At 62.4% G+C, this 19,245-nt stretch carries 15 protein-coding genes and 1 pseudogene; 6 read left to right on the plus strand and 10 right to left on the minus strand.

Features of this window, described 5'->3' with window-relative positions; translation table 11 throughout:
* Positions 1-36: 36 nt before the first annotated feature.
* Both ON753_RS03255 and ON753_RS03260 read left to right on the plus strand, forming a co-directional pair.
* Positions 37-3,972 (plus strand): amino acid adenylation domain-containing protein, encoded by a 3,936-nt coding sequence (locus tag ON753_RS03255; RefSeq protein ID WP_265961127.1) that lies wholly within the window; start codon positions 37-39, stop codon positions 3,970-3,972.
* A 47-nt stretch (positions 3,973-4,019) separates the two neighbouring features.
* Positions 4,020-5,360 carry a lysine N(6)-hydroxylase/L-ornithine N(5)-oxygenase family protein gene (locus tag ON753_RS03260; protein ID WP_265961128.1) on the plus strand — a complete coding sequence of 447 codons (1,341 nt, stop codon included), beginning with the start codon at positions 4,020-4,022 and terminating at the stop codon, positions 5,358-5,360.
* Between the two features lie 231 nt (positions 5,361-5,591).
* On the opposite strand, the gene ON753_RS03265 is transcribed toward ON753_RS03260, so the two are convergent.
* The gene (locus ON753_RS03265; protein WP_265961343.1) at positions 5,592-6,983 is read right to left on the minus strand and encodes a TonB-dependent siderophore receptor; all 1,392 of its coding nucleotides are present in this window, start codon (positions 6,981-6,983) and stop codon (positions 5,592-5,594) included.
* A 227-nt stretch (positions 6,984-7,210) separates the two neighbouring features.
* Positions 7,211-7,780: pseudogene (locus tag ON753_RS03270) on the minus strand (TonB-dependent receptor plug domain-containing protein); the annotation flags it as partial.
* A 238-nt stretch (positions 7,781-8,018) separates the two neighbouring features.
* Here ON753_RS03270 and ON753_RS03275 point away from each other — a divergent pair.
* On the plus strand, positions 8,019-8,543 hold the full coding sequence (locus ON753_RS03275) for a sigma-70 family RNA polymerase sigma factor (RefSeq protein WP_265961129.1): 525 nt from the start codon (positions 8,019-8,021) through the stop codon (positions 8,541-8,543).
* Positions 8,544-8,584: 41 nt separating this feature from the next.
* Here the strand turns inward: ON753_RS03275 and maiA are convergent, their stop codons facing one another.
* Both maiA and ON753_RS03285 read right to left on the minus strand, forming a co-directional pair.
* Entirely contained in the window at positions 8,585-9,214 is a 630-nt protein-coding gene (maiA, locus tag ON753_RS03280) for a maleylacetoacetate isomerase (RefSeq protein ID WP_265961130.1), read from the minus strand.
* 212 nt (positions 9,215-9,426) lie between these two features.
* Positions 9,427-11,988: a GcvT family protein gene (locus tag ON753_RS03285; protein ID WP_265961131.1), complete on the minus strand. Its 2,562-nt coding sequence runs from the start codon at positions 11,986-11,988 to the stop codon at positions 9,427-9,429.
* Here ON753_RS03285 and ON753_RS03290 point away from each other — a divergent pair.
* A complete protein-coding gene (locus ON753_RS03290; protein ID WP_265961132.1) occupies positions 11,954-12,457 on the plus strand; it encodes a hypothetical protein in 504 nt (167 codons plus the stop codon). The two genes, ON753_RS03285 and ON753_RS03290, sit on opposite strands and share 35 nt — an antisense overlap.
* Here ON753_RS03290 and ON753_RS03295 read toward each other — a convergent pair whose 3' ends face one another.
* The 3 genes from ON753_RS03295 to ON753_RS03305 form a co-directional block, all read right to left on the minus strand.
* Positions 12,458-13,510 (minus strand): TRAP transporter substrate-binding protein, encoded by a 1,053-nt coding sequence (locus ON753_RS03295; protein WP_265961133.1) that lies wholly within the window; start codon positions 13,508-13,510, stop codon positions 12,458-12,460.
* Between the two features lie 87 nt (positions 13,511-13,597).
* Positions 13,598-13,921 carry a 2Fe-2S iron-sulfur cluster-binding protein gene (locus ON753_RS03300; protein WP_265961134.1) on the minus strand — a complete coding sequence of 108 codons (324 nt, stop codon included), beginning with the start codon at positions 13,919-13,921 and terminating at the stop codon, positions 13,598-13,600.
* 72 nt (positions 13,922-13,993) lie between these two features.
* Complete coding sequence (locus ON753_RS03305; RefSeq protein WP_265961135.1) at positions 13,994-15,169, minus strand: cytochrome P450; 1,176 nt, start codon at positions 15,167-15,169, stop codon at positions 13,994-13,996.
* Positions 15,170-15,315: 146 nt separating this feature from the next.
* On the opposite strand from ON753_RS03305, the gene ON753_RS03310 reads away from it, so the two are divergent.
* Positions 15,316-16,230, plus strand: a complete 915-nt coding sequence (locus tag ON753_RS03310; RefSeq protein WP_265961136.1) for a LysR family transcriptional regulator — start codon at positions 15,316-15,318, stop codon at positions 16,228-16,230.
* Between the two features lie 271 nt (positions 16,231-16,501).
* Entirely contained in the window at positions 16,502-17,122 is a 621-nt protein-coding gene (locus tag ON753_RS03315; RefSeq protein ID WP_265961137.1) for an exopolysaccharide biosynthesis protein, read from the plus strand.
* Between the two features lie 274 nt (positions 17,123-17,396).
* On the opposite strand, the gene ON753_RS03320 is transcribed toward ON753_RS03315, so the two are convergent.
* The 3 genes from ON753_RS03320 to ON753_RS03330 are packed head-to-tail and all read right to left on the minus strand — an operon-like array spanning position 17,397 to position 19,241.
* The gene (locus tag ON753_RS03320; RefSeq protein WP_265961138.1) at positions 17,397-18,368 is read right to left on the minus strand and encodes a DUF3618 domain-containing protein; all 972 of its coding nucleotides are present in this window, start codon (positions 18,366-18,368) and stop codon (positions 17,397-17,399) included.
* Positions 18,358-18,759, minus strand: a complete 402-nt coding sequence (locus tag ON753_RS03325; RefSeq protein ID WP_265961139.1) for a phage holin family protein — start codon at positions 18,757-18,759, stop codon at positions 18,358-18,360. Before ON753_RS03325 ends, ON753_RS03320 begins: the two co-directional genes overlap by 11 nt.
* Positions 18,756-19,241: a hypothetical protein gene (locus ON753_RS03330; RefSeq protein WP_265961140.1), complete on the minus strand. Its 486-nt coding sequence runs from the start codon at positions 19,239-19,241 to the stop codon at positions 18,756-18,758. The genes ON753_RS03325 and ON753_RS03330 overlap by 4 nt, the downstream gene beginning before the upstream one ends.
* Positions 19,242-19,245 lie beyond the last annotated feature (4 nt).

A 19,245-nucleotide genomic window follows, 5' to 3' on the forward strand; every position in this document is an offset into this window, starting at 1 on the left:
AGGTTTTTCTCAGGTCTCATTCGCAGAGAGGTTCAGATGACCTTGCATTCCTCACGCGCTGCCCTTGGTGAAGGAGCGGCCGAAACTCATCCGCTGAGCCCGGTCCAGAAGCAGATCTGGTCCCATGTGCAGGTCGGCCGGGAACAGGTCTACCGCACCCAGGCCATCGCTGTCCGAATCCGAAGGCCGATGGCGGACGCTGAATTGCGCGCCGCTCTCGATGCCGTCATCACGCGCCATGGCGCGCTGCGCGCCCGGTTTCACCGGTTTGCCGGCGGCAAGATCGAATACACGCTGCGGGACACGGACCCCGTTCCGGTCGAGGAAATGGATTTATCCGGTGAGCAGGTCGATATGCGCCGGCAACGCCTCGATGCAGCGTTGAAGGACCTGGCCGAATCGGGCTTCGATATCACTTCGGGACCGGCTGCAAAAATCGTGCTGGTGCGCCTGTCCTCTGACGACGTGACCGTTGGCCTCGCCCTCCACCCGATCATAGCCGATCCGCAGGCAATGACCGTTCTGGCGGAGGATTTCACAAAGGCGCTCGCCGGACTGCCCCTTCCCGGTGAGGCGCCTCGGCAGCGCGCCGGGTCGAGTAGCGGCGGCGCGCTTGACCATTGGCGCAGGGTGATCGGCGAAGAGACCGAATGCGCGGCATTGCCGGCAAAGGGACGCCCGGAAGCCGCGGTCGATACCGGCCGGTCAGGCTGCGAAATGGAGATCCCGGCCGCGCTGGCGGAGAAGGTCAGGACCATCGCCTCTGCGCACCGCAGCAGTGAACGGGCCGTCCTCTTCTGTGTCCTCAATGCGTTGCTTGCCCGCTATAGCGGCCTCACCGAATTCCGCACGGGGATTGTCATCCAGGGCGAAGAGACCGGCGAAGTCACGCGCAGCGAAGATATCATGCCCGTCGCCTGGAGCATCCATTCGGGCCTGCGTTTCTCCGATCTTCTGGCACAGCACGAGGAGGCGGTCGGCGAGAGCCTGAAGAACTACGTCGCTTCTGAGCGGATCGTGCAGGCCATGCTGACAATGCCAGGCCAAAACGACGCCAGCCTCGCCAGAACGGTGTTCGATTTCCGGACCCGGGCGCAGCTTCAGGAAGAGCTGCCCGCTGAAATCATCCTGACGCCATCCCCGGCCGCATATGGCGACCTGTCCGTCACAGTCTACCCGCGCGCCGGCGGTACCTTGAGAATTGCTCTCGATCATGCCGACGGGCACTATGGGCCGGAAATGGTGCATCGCTTTGCCGGGCACCTCGTGACGATGATCGAGGCCGTCACCGCCGATCCGGATATCCGGCTGCGCGATATCGCGCTGGTGACCCGCCGGGAGCTCGACTGGCTCTCGGCACCTTATCCGGACAATGCGGCCGACGACGACCGAGCCGTGCATCTGATCATCGCCGATCATGCGGCCAGAACGCCGGACAAGGTGGCAATTATCTATGGCGACGAGATCTGGACCCACGGGGAGCTGGAGCACCGCGCCAACAGGCTGGCACACCGGCTGATCGCTCTTGGCGTGAAACATGAAACCACCGTCGCCATCCAGATCACCAAATCCGCCGAAGCGGTGATGGCAATCCTGGCGGTGCTCAAGGCGGGCGGGGCCTATATCCCGGTCGAGCCCGACCATCCGGCTTCGCGCAATCACCACATCCTGCGCGATGCCGATGTGGAGGTGGTGGTTACCCATGCCCGCTGGCGCGACCGGTTGCCGGACGGTGTGGCTGCAACGGTTATCGCCCTCGACGAGGTCGACCTCTCCGGGGAACCGGAAACCGCGCCGGATGTCGAGATCCATCCCGATCAGCTTGCCTACGTCATGTACACCTCCGGCTCGACCGGGCTGCCCAAGGGCGTTGCCGTCGAACACGGACCGCTGACCCACCACAATCAGGCGACCTCCCGGGTTTACGAGATGTCGTCCGATTCCCGCGAATTACCATTCCTGCCGTTTTCCTCCGACGGCGGGCATGAACGCTGGATGGTGCCGCTCATGGAAGGCGGAAGCATCCTCCTGCCCGACGCACCGCTCTGGACGCCGGAACAGACACTTGCGGCCATGCGCAAACATGCTGTCAACAACGCCAGCATCCCGACCACTTACATGCAGCAGCTGGCCGAATGGGCAGATATCACCGACGGCGCACCGCCGATGAGGCTTTACTCATTCGGCGGCGAAGGACTGCCGCAGACCACGTTCGATCTCCTGTCGCGTTCGCTGAAGTCCGGGATTCTGATCAACGGCTATGGCCCGACCGAGACGATCATGACACCGATGGTCTGGAAGGTCCGGCCCGGCGCGACCTTCGACGGCGCCTATGCGCCGATCGGGCGGGCGGTCGGCCGGCGCAGGGTCTATGTGCTGGATGCCGACATGAACCCCTGTCCGATCGGCGTGACGGGCGAGCTTTACCTGGGTGGTGAAGGCGTGGCGCGCGGCTATGTCGGCAAGCCGGATGTCACCGCAGACCGTTTCGTGCCGGATCCGTTCGGCCCTCACGGCGGACGGCTCTACCGGTCGGGCGATCTGACGCGCTGGCGCGAGGACGGAACGGTCGAGTTCGTCGGCCGGGTGGACCTTCAGGTCAAGCTGCGCGGCTACCGGATCGAGCTTGGAGAGATCGAGGCGGCCCTGCTGGCGCTGGAAGGCGTCGGCGAATGCACTGTCCTGCTCTTCGAGGAAGACGGCCGGAAGGATCTCGTCGGCTATGCGGTGCCTGAACAGGGGGCCGAGCTTGACGCGCCAACGCTCAGGCGCGGGCTTGAGCAGCGGCTGCCGGGCTACATGATCCCGTCCGCAGTCGTGGTTCTCGACAGGATGCCGACCAACCCCAACGCCAAGCTCGACCGCGCGGCGCTGCCGAGGCCGGGCAGGACAAAGCGGGAAATCGTGCCGCCGGCGAGCGACCTGGAGCGGCTGCTCGCGGAGATCTGGGCCGAGGTCCTCGATCTTGTCGAGGTCAGTGTCACCGACAGTTTCTTCGAGATCGGCGGCCATTCGCTTGCGGCCCTGAAGATCCTGCACAAGCTGAAGGTGAAGCGGGCAGGGGACCGCACGACGATCGCTGACCTTTTCAATCACCCGACCATCCGGGGTCTCGCGGCGGAAATCGAGAAGGGCGGCGAGACGACCGGCCGCCAGGTGATTACGTTGCGGTCAACGGGCAGCAAGCCCATGCTTTACTGCTTTCCCGGCCTCCTGGTCTCGACCCGCGAATATCTGCGCCTTGTCGACTTCCTGGGACCCGAGCAGCCGGCGACCGGCTTCATGTGTCATTCGCTCTCGGAGGAAAAGACGCTCAACGTTTCCGTCGACGATGTGGTGGAACAGTATGTCTCGCACATCGCCAGGGAAAGCGCGGGACGGCCTTGCGCGTTTCTCGGCTGGTCCTGGGGCGGGCTGCTTGCCTATGAGGCGGCGCGCATGCTCGGCAACAAGGTCGACCTGCGCCTGATCGGCATGGTCGACGTCTGCGATCTGGGCACCGATTTCGCTCTCGGCGCGGTTCCGGAGTTTGCTCCGGGCGAACGAGACCACCTGCAGGCGATGGTCGACGACTGGCTGTCGCGCACCGCCATGCGGCGGGAGTGGGACGGCCTGCTGGGTGTGATGGACGAGCTGGCCTACGACCAGTTCCTGAAATTCGTCGGCAACGAAAAGGACGAGCTGCCCACCGACGGGCCGGAAATCTCCAGCAGGGAGCACACTTTCTGGGTGCTGATCGACAACGCGCTGGTGTTCCGCCGGCACCGTTTGCAGCCCCACGATTGCCCCATCCATTCCTGGACGGCAGAGGACAGCCTGAGCCGGGGGCTCAACCTGATGGACTGGCGGCAATATTCGCCGCGCGCCAATCCCGCCGAAATCATCGCCGGAACCAACCACCTGCACATCATCGGCGCGGCGGCCTTCCACCGCCGGCTTGCCGCCCGGCTCAATGAGGCCTTTCCGGCCTGAGCTTCATCCCTGCGTACGACAACGACAGCACGACACGAGGATTTGTGATGCCCGACCTTTCGCTCCCTTCTGCCCGCGGCGGCGATACGCCTCTCGACCTTGCCGGCATCGGCATCGGCCCGTTCAACCTGAGCGTCGCCGCCCTGCTCGACGGCATCGCGGACGTCCGCGCCCGGTTCTTCGACAAGGAGGCCGCCTTCTCCTGGCATCCGGGAATGATGTTTGCCGATGTGGAACTGCAGTCCTCGTTCCTGAAGGACCTGGTGACACCGGTCCAGCCGACGAACCCGTGGTCCTTCATCGCCTATCTGGTGGCGCACCGGCGTCTGTTCACTTTCCTCAACGCCCAGTATGAAGGCATCCCCCGCCAGGAGATGGCGAACTATTTTGCCTGGGTGGCGGAAAACCTTCCCGGCCTGACCCATAACGCCCATGTGCGCGAGGTCGAATTCGACGGTACCATGTTCCGTCTTGCCTTCGACAATGGCGTCGTGAGGGCGCGCAACATCGCCGTCGGCACCGGATCGCGACCCTTCGTGCCGGACTGGGCGCGTCCGCTCATGGGGAACCGTTGTTTTCACTGTTCCGAGGCGCTCTGGCGGCTCGACGGACTGGACGCCAGGCGGATCGTCGTCGTCGGCGGCGGGCAGAGCGGCGGCGAGGTCGTGGAACATCTTCTGTCGAAGGACCGGTTGCCCGTGGACCTCAAATGGCTGAGCCGGCGGCACAATTTCGAGCCCATCAACGAGACGCCGTTCTCCAACCAGGTGTTTTCTCCAGAATATGTCGAGGCCTATCGTCGGCTTTCCGAGGACAGGAAGGCGGCCGCGCTGGACAATTCGATCCTGACGAGCGACGGCCTGTCGCTCTCGACGATCAATTCCATCTACCGCAAGCTTTACCGCATTCGTCACATTGACCGGCTGGAAACGGAGGTGTCGATGCAGCCCGGCCGCAATGTGGTGCAGGTCGACCGGCAGCAGGACGAATACCGGCTGATCGTCCGCAACGCCTTCGACGGGGGCATCGAGGTCATTCACGCCGATGAGATCGTGCTTGCCACCGGTTTCCGGTTCGAGCTTCCCGAAGCCCTCGCGCCGCTGTCCGGCCGCCTTCATCGCGACCGGCAGAACCGCGTCGTGCCGGATGACGATTATGCCCTGCACTGGGACGGCCCGCCACAGGCCCGGATATTTGCCCAGAACGCCGGTCGCTACAGCCACGGCATCGCGGACTCGCAACTGAGCCTGATGGCCTGGCGGAGTGCGCGGATCGTCAACGCGCTTCTCGGCCGCCAGCAGTTTGACCTCAGCCTGCCCGATCCGGTTCTGGACTGGCCGACGGCTCCCTCAGCCTCCAATGCGGTGCGGCTCGAGGCCGCTCAGTAGCCGATGACCATATTGCCGGGCAGACAGTCCCGCAATCATGAACACTGAATGCCCCGGTCTCGCGATGCGAGGCCAGGGCTTCCTGTTTCCGATAGGCTTTTGGGAGCAGAGGCGGTGCCGGAACCGCCAAAACGGCTGAACCGACGCTTTGGCGGCGGCCCCGTTGCTGCAATTCGGAAAACAAAGCGGGAAGCCGGAGATCCGGCTTCCCGCGCATTGCAAGCCAGCGACTCAGAACTTTGCCGTGAACATGCCCTTGATGACCCGGCCTTCGCCGCGGATGCAGCCGGAGGTGGAGCAGGTTGCATAGTAGTCTTCGTCGAAGACGTTGCTGACATTGAGCGAAAGCTCGTAGTTGTTTCGCTCATACCGGACAGCGCTGTCGAAAAGAGTATAGCCGTCGACCGGGATCGCGTTCGCGTTGTCGGCGTAGCTGTCGCCGATATAGCGCACACCGGCACCGAGGCTGAGTCCTTCGAGCGCGCCCTCAGGGATCTTATAGTTGGCCCAGAGGGAGGCCTGGTGTTCGGGGACCCGTGCCGGGCGATTGCCCTCGTCACCGTCATTGCTCTTGGTGATTTTGGCATCCAGGTAGGTGTAGCCGGTGGTTAGCGACAGACCGTTGCCAAGCGAGACGTTGCCTTCCAGCTCAATGCCCCGGTGATTGACCTCACCGGTCTGGACCTGGAAATTGGCATTATTCGGATCGGTGGTGAGCACGTTCGTCTTGGTGATGTCGAACACGGCGACGGAGAAGAAGCCGTTGAAGAAGGTCGGCTGATATTTGATGCCCGCTTCCACCTGACCGGCCTCGGACGGCTTGAAGAGTGAACCGTCGAATGTCGAACCCACATTGGTGACGAAGGACTCCGAATAGCTGACATAGGGCGTGATGCCGTTGTCGAAGTCATAGCCGAGACCGGCCATGCCGGAGAAGATCTGGTCGTCCTGCCTAGTATCGTCATTTGCGAGCCGGTCATCATACGTGTTGCGGACCCAGGACTGGCGCCCGCCGAGCGTCAGCAGCCAGCGATCGAAGATCCGGGCCTGGTTCTGGGCGTAGATGCCGACGCGGTCGATCGTCTGGACACCATCCTGATAGATCGGCGGCTCGGTCACGTCGAAATTGAAGTTCGGATCGAGCACGCTCACGGTATAGGCCTGCTCATACCTCTTGTTTCCATCGACCTGGTGCCGGCTGTAGTCGACGCCGGTGAGCAGAGTGTTCTCGACCGGACCGAAATCCGCTTCATATTGCAGCTGGTTGTCGACGTTGAAGATGGTTGCGTTCTCATCGACGGTGAACGCCACATAGTTCATCGTCGTGTTGTTCGCCATGCCGTTGTAATACAGATGGTGATAGTCGGTTTCCTGGGCCGAGAACCTGAGGTTCTGCCGGACCTGGAAGGCAGCGTTGAAACGGTGCTCGAACTCGTATCCCAATCCGCCGTGATTGGCATTGAAGTGGTTGTAGTCCGACTGACTGTAGACGAAACTCTCGGGAAGCTCCCCACGGAAGCCGGATAATTCTTCCCGGCAACGGGCAGGAAGTTGTTCGGCGTCAGCTTGTCGACCTGGATATTGGTGAGGACGGTCAGGCTTGTGTCGCTGGTCGGCTGCCAGGTCAAGGCCGGAGCCAGGAGCAGACGGTCGTTTTCGGAACTGTCGATTTCCGTTGCCCCGTCGCGGGCGAGGCCCGTCAGGCGGACTGCGACGGTCTGGTCCTCGTTGGCCGTTCCGACATCGAAGCCCCCTTCGAACGTGTTGAACGAGCCGTAGCTGGCAAAACCCTCGTAGAAGGTATCGAAAACCGGCCGCTTGGTGATGACGTTCACCAGTCCGCCGGCATCGTTTTCCCCGTAAAGCACGCCGACCGGGCCCTTCAGCACCTCGACCCGCTCAACCGCATAGGGTTCGATCTTGAAGCCTGAAAAGTCGATCACCTTCTGGCTGAGGCCGTCGCGGAAGATACCCGCCGTACCCACGTCGAAGCCACGGAGGAGGAACTGATCGAAGCGGTCGTCGACGCCCCAGATGGAGGTGGTCACGCCGGGCGTATAGGACAGCGCATCCTCCAGCTGCGCCGGCTGGCGATCGTCGATCTGCTGGCGCGTGACGACGGAAACCGAGAGCGGAATTTCCCGGATCGGCGTTACTGTCTTCGATCCGGTCGTTGTTGCATCCGCCACATAACCATCGCCGGGCCCGAAAGGATCCTGGCCTTCGTTGGTCACGGTAATCTCGCCGAGCTCAGTAACTTCCTGCGCCCATATCGGGCTGGCGCCCGAAACCGCAAGCATGGTTCCCGACAACAACCAGGCGCTGAGCCGGGCAGTGCCGCTGAACCCGCGAGACGCCGGTTCCGACTGGTGAATTGATCTTGCCATCATGTGCATAACGTTCCTCGAGCCCCGTTTCATGGCGTCCAGACTGGTGCAATCTAAAGGTTCATAGTTCGAATGATATAACTTGACTATTAGACTCAACTTATATAGTCAAGCACTGAAATCATTGGAACTTTCAAGCCAGAAACCGGGAAATTGCCTTGGGTCTGGGAGGGGCGACCTGTGCCTGCCTCCGCCATGGCGACGGCTCTCATCACCGGTTGCAACAGCATCCACACCCGAAAACGAGCGACGATCAGGACACAGTGATCCCATGACCATCACTACAATCACAGATTGTCATTCCGATCTTATGGAAACCATGATCGACCACCGGGAACAACTCATCGCGCTTGCCAGCCGGATACTGGGGGCAAGGGACCGGGCGGAAGATGTGGTGCAGGACGCCATGCTCAAGGCGTGTGCCGCGCGCCGGGGACTTTGTCCTGACTGCCCGAAGCGTTTTGCCTGCCGGATGGTGCGCAATCTTGCGATCGACACCTTGCGCCGCAAGGAACTGGAAAACCGTGCCTGCAGCAGAATTGTGAAAGACAACCTGGTCGACACCGTCCAGGCCGACAGTCATGCACAATTGGAAAGCAGCCAGCTCATCGCCGTTCTCGCCGGGACCCTGGCTGCGCTTCCCGAAAGAACCAGGAACGCCTTTGTCCTTCACCGGCTTGAAGGCGTTCCGCAGAAGGAAATCGCAGCGCGCTTCGGGCTGTCACCGGCCAGAATTCACACGCTTATCCGCGACGCGGGTCAGGCATGCGTGCAGGCCGTGGCGCGGGAAGGTTAGGATGCGAACCCATGACGCGAAACAAGGCCGGCCGTATGCCGTCAGCCCGCGTCAGGCTGGTTTTCCGGCCGGGCGGTCTCGAACGCCGGAAGCGCAAGGCAGCGGGCCTCGATTTCGGTCAGGCGCGCGAACGATGACAGGTCGAGCCCCCAGCGATGGGCGTTGTAGAGTTGCGGCACGAGGCAAAGGTCGGCAAGCCCCGGCGTCTCGCCGAAGCAGAAAGACGTCTCTGCACGGATCATTTTCGAAAAGGCGGCAAAGCCGCGCGCCATCCAGTCATTCATCCACGCAACGGCTTCCTCCTGGCTGTGTCCCATGGATTTCAGCTTCGCGACGACCCGCAGATTATTGACCGGATGAATGTCGGTGGCGATGACGAGCGCGGCGGCACGCACTTGCGCCCGTTCCAATGCGTCTTCGGGCAGAAGTGCGGGGGAGGGATGCGTCTCTTCCAGCCAATCCAGAATGGCCATCGACTGGGTCAGCACCGAACCGTCGTCCAGCACCAGCGCCGGGACGCCCTGGCCGGGGTTGAGCGACGTGTAGTCGGGCGCGGACTGTTCGCCCGCGACCAGATTGACCGGGACGAGCTCATAGCCGATCCCTTTCAGGTTGAGCGCGATCCGGACGCGGTAGGAGGTCGTGGACCGCCAGTAGGTGTAGAGCTTCATTTGAGACCCGGTGTGGCGTGGCAATGGTTTGCGCTGCCCGTGCCGATACCAGCGCAGGGCGCGATTTTCTCGCCTGCCATAGTTCCGCCGTTCATCGCAGATGTCCAGCCGCCGCTCAGGAAAACCGGGAAAGCCTTCCGGATCACCTCAAGATCGCAGCCTCCCGCGTCCGGATGAACGCGGGAGGCAATCTCACTGCAGGATCGTATGACCTACGTGCGCGGCTTGAGATTTTCCGGATCGTAGAGCGGCTGATAGCCGACACCCGCCACTTCGACCGGATAGATCTCGTCGAAATACGAGACGTTCAGCTTGCGGCCGACCTGGCAATAATCCCAGGGGAGATAAGCCAGGGCGATGTTCTTGCCGATCGTCGGGCCGTAGGCGATGGAGGTCGTGTAGGACAGCCGGCCGAGCTCGTCGACCAGGGTCTCGCCCGTTTCAGGATCCATGACCGGAAGCGTGCCGACGGGATAGCGTGCCACGCCCTTGCTGTCGGTGTTTTCGCTCATCACCAGAGTGCACAGCATGGCCGGCTGATGCTCCCGCGCGCGGTATTCGAGGTGCTTTTCCTTGCCGCGGAAGTCGGCCTCCTTCACCTTCGGGCGGGCAAGATCCGCCTCGTAGAGGTTGTACTGGGTCAGCAAATCGGCGTTCTGCAGGCGCAGGGACTTTTCCAGGCGGCGCGAGTTGGCATAGGTCTCGACGCCGACCGCGATCACGCCTGTCGAGCGTAGCGCATCCCAGACGGCGAGGCCGTCTTCATAGGCCATATGCAGTTCCCAGCCCTGTTCGCCGACATAGGAGATGCGGAAGGCGGTAACGGACTTTCCCGCAATCGTGACCGGCCGAATGGCCGCGAAGGGGTAGTTCTCCGGCGAAAGCGCCTCCGGGTCCTCAACGACCTTCTGCAGGTTCTCCCGGGCATTCGGGCCCCAGATACCGATGGTGATGTATTTGTCGTTCACGTCGGTGATGGTGACGTCGAACCCCTTGTCCTGCGCCACGCGGCGCATGTAGTGGAGGTCGCGAGGTCCGGCATCCGCACCGTTGATCAGGCGGCAACGGTCTTCCATGCGCAGGACCGTGAAGTCGGCCCGCACCATGCCTTCGTCATCGAGGAAGTGGGTATAGATGCCCTTGCCGATCATGTTGTCGCCGCCGATCTTGGCAGCGCAGAGCCATTCCAGCAGCGCGACGTGATCGGGCCCCTCGATGTCCGTGATGTGGAAATGCGAGAGGTTGATGATGCCGCAGTTCTCGCTGAGCTCGAGCTGCTCGGCATTCGACACGCGCCAGAAGTGGCGGCTGTCCCACTCGTTCTCGCGGACCGGCACGCGGTCGGCATATTTCTCCAGAAGGTGCTCGTTGGCGGCGTAGCCGTGCGCACGCTCCCAGCCGCCGAGTTCCATGAAATAGCCGCCGAGTTCGACTTCACGCTCATAGAAGGGGGAGCGCTTGACGCCCCGGACGTTCACATAGGGTTCGCGCGGATGTATCGCCGGGAAGTAGATCTTCTGGGCGGACTCAAAGCAGCGGCCCGCGATGTAGTCCTCGGTCAGTTGGTGCGGATAAAAGCGCGCATAGTCGATCGAGGAGTGATCGATTTCGGTGCGCCCGTCGGTGATCCAGTCGGCGATCAGCTTGCCGTAGCCGGGTCCGTCCTTGACCCAGATGGCAACGCAGTACCACAGGCCGCGCACTTTCTGGCTCTCGCCGCAGGACGGGCCGCCGGCGGCCGATACCTGCAGCAGGCCGTTGAAGGAATGACCTTCGTTGTAGCCGAGCTCGCCAAGGATGGGCGTCAGTTCCATGGCGCGTTCGAGCGGCTCGATAACCTGTTCCATCTCCAGGTCGCGCTGCGAGGGAGACAGGCGTGCCTCTTCCTTTTCCTGAAGGTTGCGCGGGTGGCACATGCGCGGATGGGTGGTCTCATAGTATCCCCATTCGATCTGGCCACCTTCGGTCGTCTTCGGGTCACCGGTGTCGCGCATATAGGCGGAGTTGCCCTGGTCGCGCAGCAGGGGGAAACCGATTTCCTTGCCCGTGCCTTCAAACTCGTTATACGGCCCGAAGAAGGTGAGCGGATGGTCGACCGGCATGACGGGCAGGTCTTCGCCGACCATGTTGGCGATCAGACGGCCCCAGAGACCGGCGCAGACGATGACATGATCGGCCATGATCGTGCCGCGATGGGTGACAACACCCTTGATGCGGCCATCTTCGACCACAAGCGACTGGGCCGGCGTGTTGGCGAATACCTTGAGCTTTCCGCTTTTTTCGCCGGCGTCCACGAGCTTGCCGGCAACCGTCTGCGACCGCGGAACGACGAGGCCGGCATCGGGATCGAACAAGCCGCCCTGAACCACGTCTTCGTCGATCAGCGGGAATTTTTCCTTGATCTCGGCAGGGCTGACCAGATGGACGCGTGTGCCGAAGGCCTTGCCCGAGCTCACCTTGCGCTTGATTTCTTCCATCCATGCGTCGTCGCCGGTGCGGGCCACTTCAAGGCCACCGATACGCGCGTAGTGGCCCATCTTCTCGAAGAAGTCGATGGAATACTGGGTGGTCCAGGTGGTGAGATAGTCGTGGGCCGTCGTGTAGCAGAAATCGGACGCATGCGCCGTCGAGCCAATGTCGGTGGGAATGCCGGACTTGTCGATGCCGACGATGTTGTCCCAGCCGCGTTCGATCAGGTGATGCGCCACCGAGGCGCCAACGATGCCGCCCAGACCAACAATGACGACGCTTGCCCTGTCAGGAAATGCTGACATTTTTCATTCCTTTTCAATAATCGGAAGCAAAGTGCCAACGTCACGCTTCCACTTGCGTTCTCATTCCGGGTCGGGACCTGCCGATCCGACCTCCGTCACCTGCCGGTCCTTTCGGGAAGCGGGACGCGTCTTCCTCATCGGACCGGTGTTTCAGGTGCCGGAGAAACTGCTCGACAGCCTCCGCCTGCCCGTGCGGCTGCACCGGATTCAGGTTTCTTGGGCGGCAGTATTGCGACAGATTATCGGGGGAAATAGCTTAATTGCGTCATGGCGGCATTATCGCCACGACACGGCGAAACAAATCATCGCCGCCGGGTCCGGCAATCAAAAAGCCTCCCGCGTTTTTGAGGACGCAGGAGGCCTGTCGGGGGGACCGGCACCACCCCATTCATTGTCATTGCACCACGGGTTCCGCCGCCATGAATGCCGCTGCATCACGCAACGGGCTCACACGGCGCCGGCCGGTTGATTACCTGGAAGAGTTTTCCTCGATCAGCTGCATGGCGCGTTCATAGAGCTTGCTGCCGTCCATGCCTTTTTCATCCATCTCGGCAATCCACTTCTTGATTGTCGGCGCCGAGGCTTCCTTCCAGCGGGCGACCTCTTCGGGCGGCAGTTCGATCAGGGTTCCGCCGTTGGCGATAGCCTGATCCCGCGGGGCGGCATCGTCCAGCTGCATCTGTTTGCCTGCGAAGCTCGACAGGTTCAGCCCGGAATTGTTGTCGATTACCGCCTTCAGGTCGTCGGGGAGCGCCTCGTAGCGGTCGCGGTTCATCGCCAGGATGAAGGTCGCCGTATAGAGCGATTCATCGCCGAAACTGGTGTGGTTGCTGACCAGCTCGTTGATCTTCAAGGCTCCGGTCACTTCCCAGGGCACCACGGTGGCGTCGATGACGCCCTTGGAGAGCGCTTCGGGAACCGCCGGGACCGGCATGCCGATCGGGGTCGCCCCGAGCGAACTGAACATTTCGTTGGTCACCCGGGTCGGTGCGCGCAGCTTCATGCCCTCCAGGTCGTCCAGGGAATCGACGGGCTCGATCGAGTGAATCAGGCCCGGGCCATGGACCCACAGCCCAAGAACCTTCATGTTCTTGAAATCCTGGTCCATCATCGTCTCTTCGGCCAGCTGCCAATAGGCGCGCGAGACGGCCTCGGCATCCGTCATGACGAAGGGCAGTTCGAACACTTCGGTGCGCGGGAAGCGGCCGGGCGTATAGCCGGGCAGGGTCCAGACGATATCGGCAACGCCATCGATGGCCTGGTCGATCAGTTCCGGCGGCTTGCCGCCAAGCTGCATGGACGGATAATGCTGGATCTCGATCCGGCCGTCGGACTCCTCGTTGATGCGGGCCATCCACGGCCCGAGGATGTTCTTGGGTACGCTCGCCTGGGCAGGCAGCATCTGATGCAGCCGAAGCGTCACCTCCGCCGCCGTTGCAAGGCTGGATGTTGCCGCCAACGACAACACTGCCGCCGCAACGGCACCTGCCGCCTGCGACGTGAATTTCAACAATCTGGACATGGTTTCCTCCCTCTGGCCGAAAAACTTCCGCTGCTGAAGGGACGGACTGATCTGTCCGTCCCATCGGCCGTGCGGTATTGCGTGGACTTATCCCTGCTCCTCCGGCAGATGCACCACCAATCCGTCAAGCTCGCCGCTGACCTTGAGCTGGCAGGACAATCGCGAGGTCCCGCGCAGCTCACCGGCGGCGCATTCGAGCATTTCCTCTTCCCCGTCGTTGCGCGAGCCGGTCTTCTCGGACCACGCATCGTCGACGTAGCAATGGCAGGTGGCACACATCATGGCCCCGCCGCATTCGGCAAAGATGCCCTCCACACCGTTATTGACGGCGGTTTCCATCACGGACGCCCCGACATCGGCATCGACCGTCGTTCGGCTGCCGTCTGGCTGGACGAAGGTGATCTGCACCATGGTTTTCTCCTCCCTCGCGGACGGGCCGTGCCCTTGCCGCGTATTCGCGTTGGTTCGCGCCGGCGCGGCGCTTCAGGCCAGCGTGACCGGCAGGTTGAGCGGCCCGCGGAAGCCGAAGCCGCTCCAGACCACGTCTTCTGGCCTCTCCAGCTTCATGGCCGGGAAGCGATCGAACAGCATCGGCAGCATGATTTCGCCCACGGTCCGGCGCGAAATCTGCGCCCCGGCGCAATGGTGCGGCCCATTGCCGAATGCCTGATGCGGCACTTTCTTGCGGAAGACGTCGTAGACCTCCCCGTTCTCGTAGAGGTCCTCGTCGCGATTGGCCGAGGCCTGGATGGTCATCAGCGTCACGCCCTCGGGAATGTCGATCCCGTCGATTTGAAGATCCCGTGTCGCCCGGCGGGACGAGGCCTGGATGGGCGCGACCCATCGGACCCCTTCCTCGAAGGCGTCCCCCCAGGCCTCTTGCCGGCGGACTTCCTCCAGCTGATCCGGATTGGTCAGCAGCCCGTAAATGATGGTCGCCAGGGCGTCCCGCGGCTCGTTGATGCCCCCGCCGATGGCAATCTTGATGTTTGAATAGATCTGGCTCATCGGGATCGGGTTGCTCGCGTTCACCATGACCGACAGCGCCGAATTGTTGGGCTCTGCCCGGTGGCGCGGGACGATCCTGTCGAACACGGCATTCATCTCGGCATTGGCCGCATCGGAGCGTTCGAAGGGCTCGTCGGCGAAGCCGAAATTCCCGGCGCCGTCGATCAGCACCTGCGACCAGCGTTGCATGTCCGCGTCGCTCACCTCGTCGAGGCCAAGGATATGAGCCAGGATCCGAGCCGCCACCGGCCCGCAAAGCGCCGTGAACAGATCGACCGTTTCGCCGCGCGGCAGGCGGTCGAGATACTCGCTCGCAATCTTCGTGTAGAGCCCGGCCCAGTCCGTCTTGACGACCTTGGGTGAGAAGGCCGGCTGCATCGCCATCCGCTCGCGCCGGTGCAGCTCCCCGTCCTTGCGCATCAGCGTGTGGGCCTGGAAGGCGCGGCGCATCGGGGTCACCGGATCGTCCGAGCTGAACAGCTCGGGATCGTCCTTCACCATCCTGGTGTGCCTGGCCTTTGTCAGGAAGATCCGGTTTGCGGCCGGAACGCGGATAATCGGCGTCTCGGACCGCATCCGCCGATAGATCGGATAGGGGTCCCGCGTCAGCTCCGCCAATGTCAGTGCTTCGTCGACTGGTGCGACCGCCATCAGCCTTCTCCTCCCAAATCCGGCAATGGCAACAGTAAAGGCGGTGTCTTGAAATCAATCAATACGACTGATTTTATGTTTGCCATCGAATTTTTTGATTTAAGCTGCGCGTTTCATGGTGAAGACCCCGGGGAGGGGGTAGTCAGATGTCTAAGTCCGTCGATCCTTTGGGCGTTGATTTTCGCGCGCTGCAGGTGCTGATCTGCGTTCACCAGTTGCGCTCCTTCACGAGGGCGGCCGAAGAGTTGGGGGTCAATCAGTCCGCCGTGAGCTACACGATCGACAAGCTTCGCAACGTCTTCCAGGACCCGCTCTTCGTGCGCCAGGCCCGGCGCCTGCATGCGACCGCGCGCTGCGACGGCATCGTGCATGAGGCAGAACGGCTCACCACGGAATTCCGGCAACTGGCCGCACCGCCGGAATTCGACCCGCACACGGCAGCGCAGAAATTCACCATAGCCTGCAATTTCTACGAACGCGTGCTGATCATTCCCGACATCGTGCATGCGCTCAAGAAAGAGGCGCCGCAGCTCGACCTTGAAATCATCGACTCTGCGGGCATCGGGCACGAGCGGCTGAGGCTCAACGAGGCCGATCTGCTGCTCGGACCGTTCGAACGGGACGAGCCGTATTTCTTCCGGCGCGACCTCTACAAGGAGCGCTATGTCTGTCTGCTGGACCCATCCCATCCGAAAGCCGGAGGTGACCTCAGCCTGGAGGACTATCTGGGCCTCGAACACGTGCTCGTCACCTATGGCGGCCAATGGCGCTCCCGCTACATCATCGAACTGGAACGGCAGGGCCGGGAGTTGAAGGTCGCCATCCGCGTTCCGAGCCCGGCAGGGCTGGAGCTTCTGGTCTCGGGGTCCGATCTGGTCGCCACGGTGCCCGAGCGCCTGGCGAAAGTGGTCGGGCAGGGGCTCCGGATCCTTCCGTGTCCCGTGCAGACGACGATAGCCATACGCTTAGTCTGGACCACACTCACGCACCGGTCCCCCATCCACATGTGGGTGCGCGACATGGTCTACCGGTCGACGGCAGCGACACGGCGGGAGTGGTGAGCGCTCAGCTTTTCACGGTTCCAAAGCTGACAAGCGGCGCGACACTTTCAGCCACGGCGTTCCGCTTGCTGTACAGACATCTCCCCAAGATCGCACTTGTGCCGGCGGGGTCCGCACCCCAATTGACGCGTAGCCTGAACGGACCGGGAACGTCAGAATTGCCGCAGTTCGGCCCTCTGGCTGAAGAGTGTCAAATCGGATATTTCCTTGCGGGAAAAGCCGGGTAAGCGGTGCGACACGCAATTGCCGGGAACGGCAAGTAAGGAGATGGATGCAGAAGCAAGATGAGAGGCGACGAAGACCATCGCTGTCATTACCGCTGTTGCGCACATCACGCGATCAACATCGCGCTGGATCCCTGACGCTCGGCAATCTTCTTTCAGCACTCGGCGAAGCATCCTTCGGATGGGCGATCGTGGTGTTTTCGATATTGACGCTATTGCCCCTGCCGCCCGGTTCGTCGCTCGTCACGGGTCTGCCGCTCCTCGTCACCACCGCACAGATGATGCTCGGCTTCCCTCACATGAAGCTTCCGGGACCCCTTGCACGCCTGCGGCTGGACCACGCAAAGCTACGGCGAACGGTGCTGCGCATGAGACCTGTCACACGCAGGCTCGAGCGTATACTGCACCCGCGGTATCAGTATATCTTCGCCGCCAGGAACGAGCGATCGCTGGGTGCGTTGCTTTTCGTGATAGCCTTCGTCCTGTTTCTGCCTGTGCCGTTAAGCGGCTGGTTTCCGGCAATGGCGCTTTTCATCAGCGGCGTCGGTGTGGTTGAACGTGATGGCCTCGTGACCCTCCTGGGCCTTGGGCTGGGCGCGGCGTCGATACTCCTCACGATCACCATCGTAGTTTCGCTTGCGGCTGGTACAGCTGCCTTCATTGCTTAACACGGATATCCCGTCCTAAGGCGCGCCGCGGGCAGGTGGCCGCGATTGTGCCCGTGCGAGCGCGCGCGAAACGATCGTTTCGAGACAAGAAATACGTGCTCTCGGTTGTATTGGAATTGCGGGCGCGAAAATTTGGGCGCGGCGGTGCGATTTGGCGCGGCTCCCTCGGTAGGACGAGGCCTCGCGAGACAGGCGTTGTCCTGCTTGATGGATCATGGATCCCCAACGGGACAACGCACTGTTTAGCGAGGCGGCGTGCCGCCAGGAGGCTCAATCAGGTCCTCGGATTGCCGAGACCCTGCTTCTCGGCTTCTTGCCTTGCCTTGTTGGCCACACGCTTCGTTGCTGCCTTGGCCTCGCTGGCGGCGGCCTGCGCGGCAGTCTTGCCGCCGGGGGCCTTGCGATCGGCGAGGGCTTTTTCTTCCTTGGCCACTGTCTTCACCTCGGAAGCTACCGCCGAACCGACTTTCTGGGCCTTCGCATGCTCCTCTGAGAAGATGCGCTCCGCCTCTTCAAATACATGGTCTGACTGTTCGCCAAACGCGGAATCTTCGGCTTTGGTGCGCGGCAACACGGATCCCAAGGCCGCTCCAGCGGCTATCGCGAGCGCACCGATGAGCAATGGCTGATCGTGGAAGAGATCCGAGGCTCCTCGCCCGGCGCGGCTGGCCGCATGCTCGACCTGGAGCTGCGCACGATAGGCGGCCTCGCGGGCCTTCACCACGCGGTCCCTTGCCTCTTCCGACATGTTCTCCGTGCCCTCGTGGAGGCGTTGGTAAAGGTCTGCTGCGGAGGCGCGGGCGCGCTGCCCCTGCTTGTTCATCTCGCTGCTCATGCGGTCCCAGCGTCGCGACGCCTCGGCGCCTGCGTTCTTGACCGCACCCATTGCCGAGGCCGATGTGCTGCGTCCACTGCTGACGCCGACTCCGGTGTGCGGCCGGTTCAGTCCCGTTGTGGCGGGTCCGTCCGTGCCGGATCCGTCGGCTGCGTTGCGATGGGAATCGCTGTAGATCAGCCACGCCAGGCCGACACCTGTGAGCGCCAATGCGATGGGATTGTCCTTGACCGACCGGCCTACGGAATGGCTGAGGTCGCCGCCGTGCCGGACCACCTGGTCGGTGACCTGACGGGCTACTCCCTCGACACTGAATCGGTCCTGCAAATCGCCAAGCGACTGAGCAAGCGCCGCGCGTTCGCGCTCGATGTCTCGTTCGATTTCGGCCGTGCTGCGGGATTCATGACTCATGATAGCTCTCCCTTACGGTCGCTGCGTCCCGCCGCACGTTGCGCGCGGTGCGCGTCGGTGCAAGGTTGGACAGTTTCAGATCCTTCATTCCCTTCTGCGCAAGCACAAAGGCGATAATGGCCAGGGTGACGCCGACGATCATAGCTGACCAACCAGCCGCGATTCCGGCCTCGGTCAGGGCGCTGACCGTCGCAGCGGCGAGCACATTGAGCGCCGTCAGCGCGATCACCACGCCACCGACGATCATGCCGACCGCGGCCCCTGCGCTTTTGAGATTGTCGTTCATTTCTGCGCGCGCGAGGTCGAATTCTCCGCGCATGAGATTGGTTGCATGGGTGAGCAGATCGCCGAAGATGCTCCGGGTGCTTTCCTTCGTGGTGTGATCGGTCATGACGTAGCCTCCCGTGTCTTGACTTCCGGCGCGCCGCCAGCTGGTTGCGGAGGAGTCGCTGTGGGACGGGCAGTCGCAGGTTTGTCGTGCGCCGTGTCATCGCCATCTGCCGGAGAAGACCCGGACGCGACCGCGAAACGGCTGGCCGCGAAGCCGAGCGCAACCGCTCCGCCGATGAAGGCCGCCGGGTTGTTTCGGGCAAAGGCGTTGAGACCGTCCAGCATTTCGGAAAGGCTCTTGTCGCGCAAGGAGCGCGAAGTACCGGAGAGGCTGTCCGACAATTGCTTGAACGCCTTGGCCTCCACCGTGTCCCGCTCGAACTCGCGGGATCCGGCGGCAAAAGCAGCTGCGATGCCTTCGATCTCGCTGGCAAGCGACGATTTCGCGCCGTCCGCCCGCTTCACCGCTTCCGATTTCGCTGCTTCCGCAGCCTCGTTTACCCGGCCCTTCATGTCGTTGTCAGTGTTTGGGGTTTCCACCATGACT

The organism is Roseibium salinum (genome assembly GCF_026240905.1).
Lineage (GTDB): Bacteria > Pseudomonadota > Alphaproteobacteria > Rhizobiales > Stappiaceae > Roseibium > Roseibium salinum.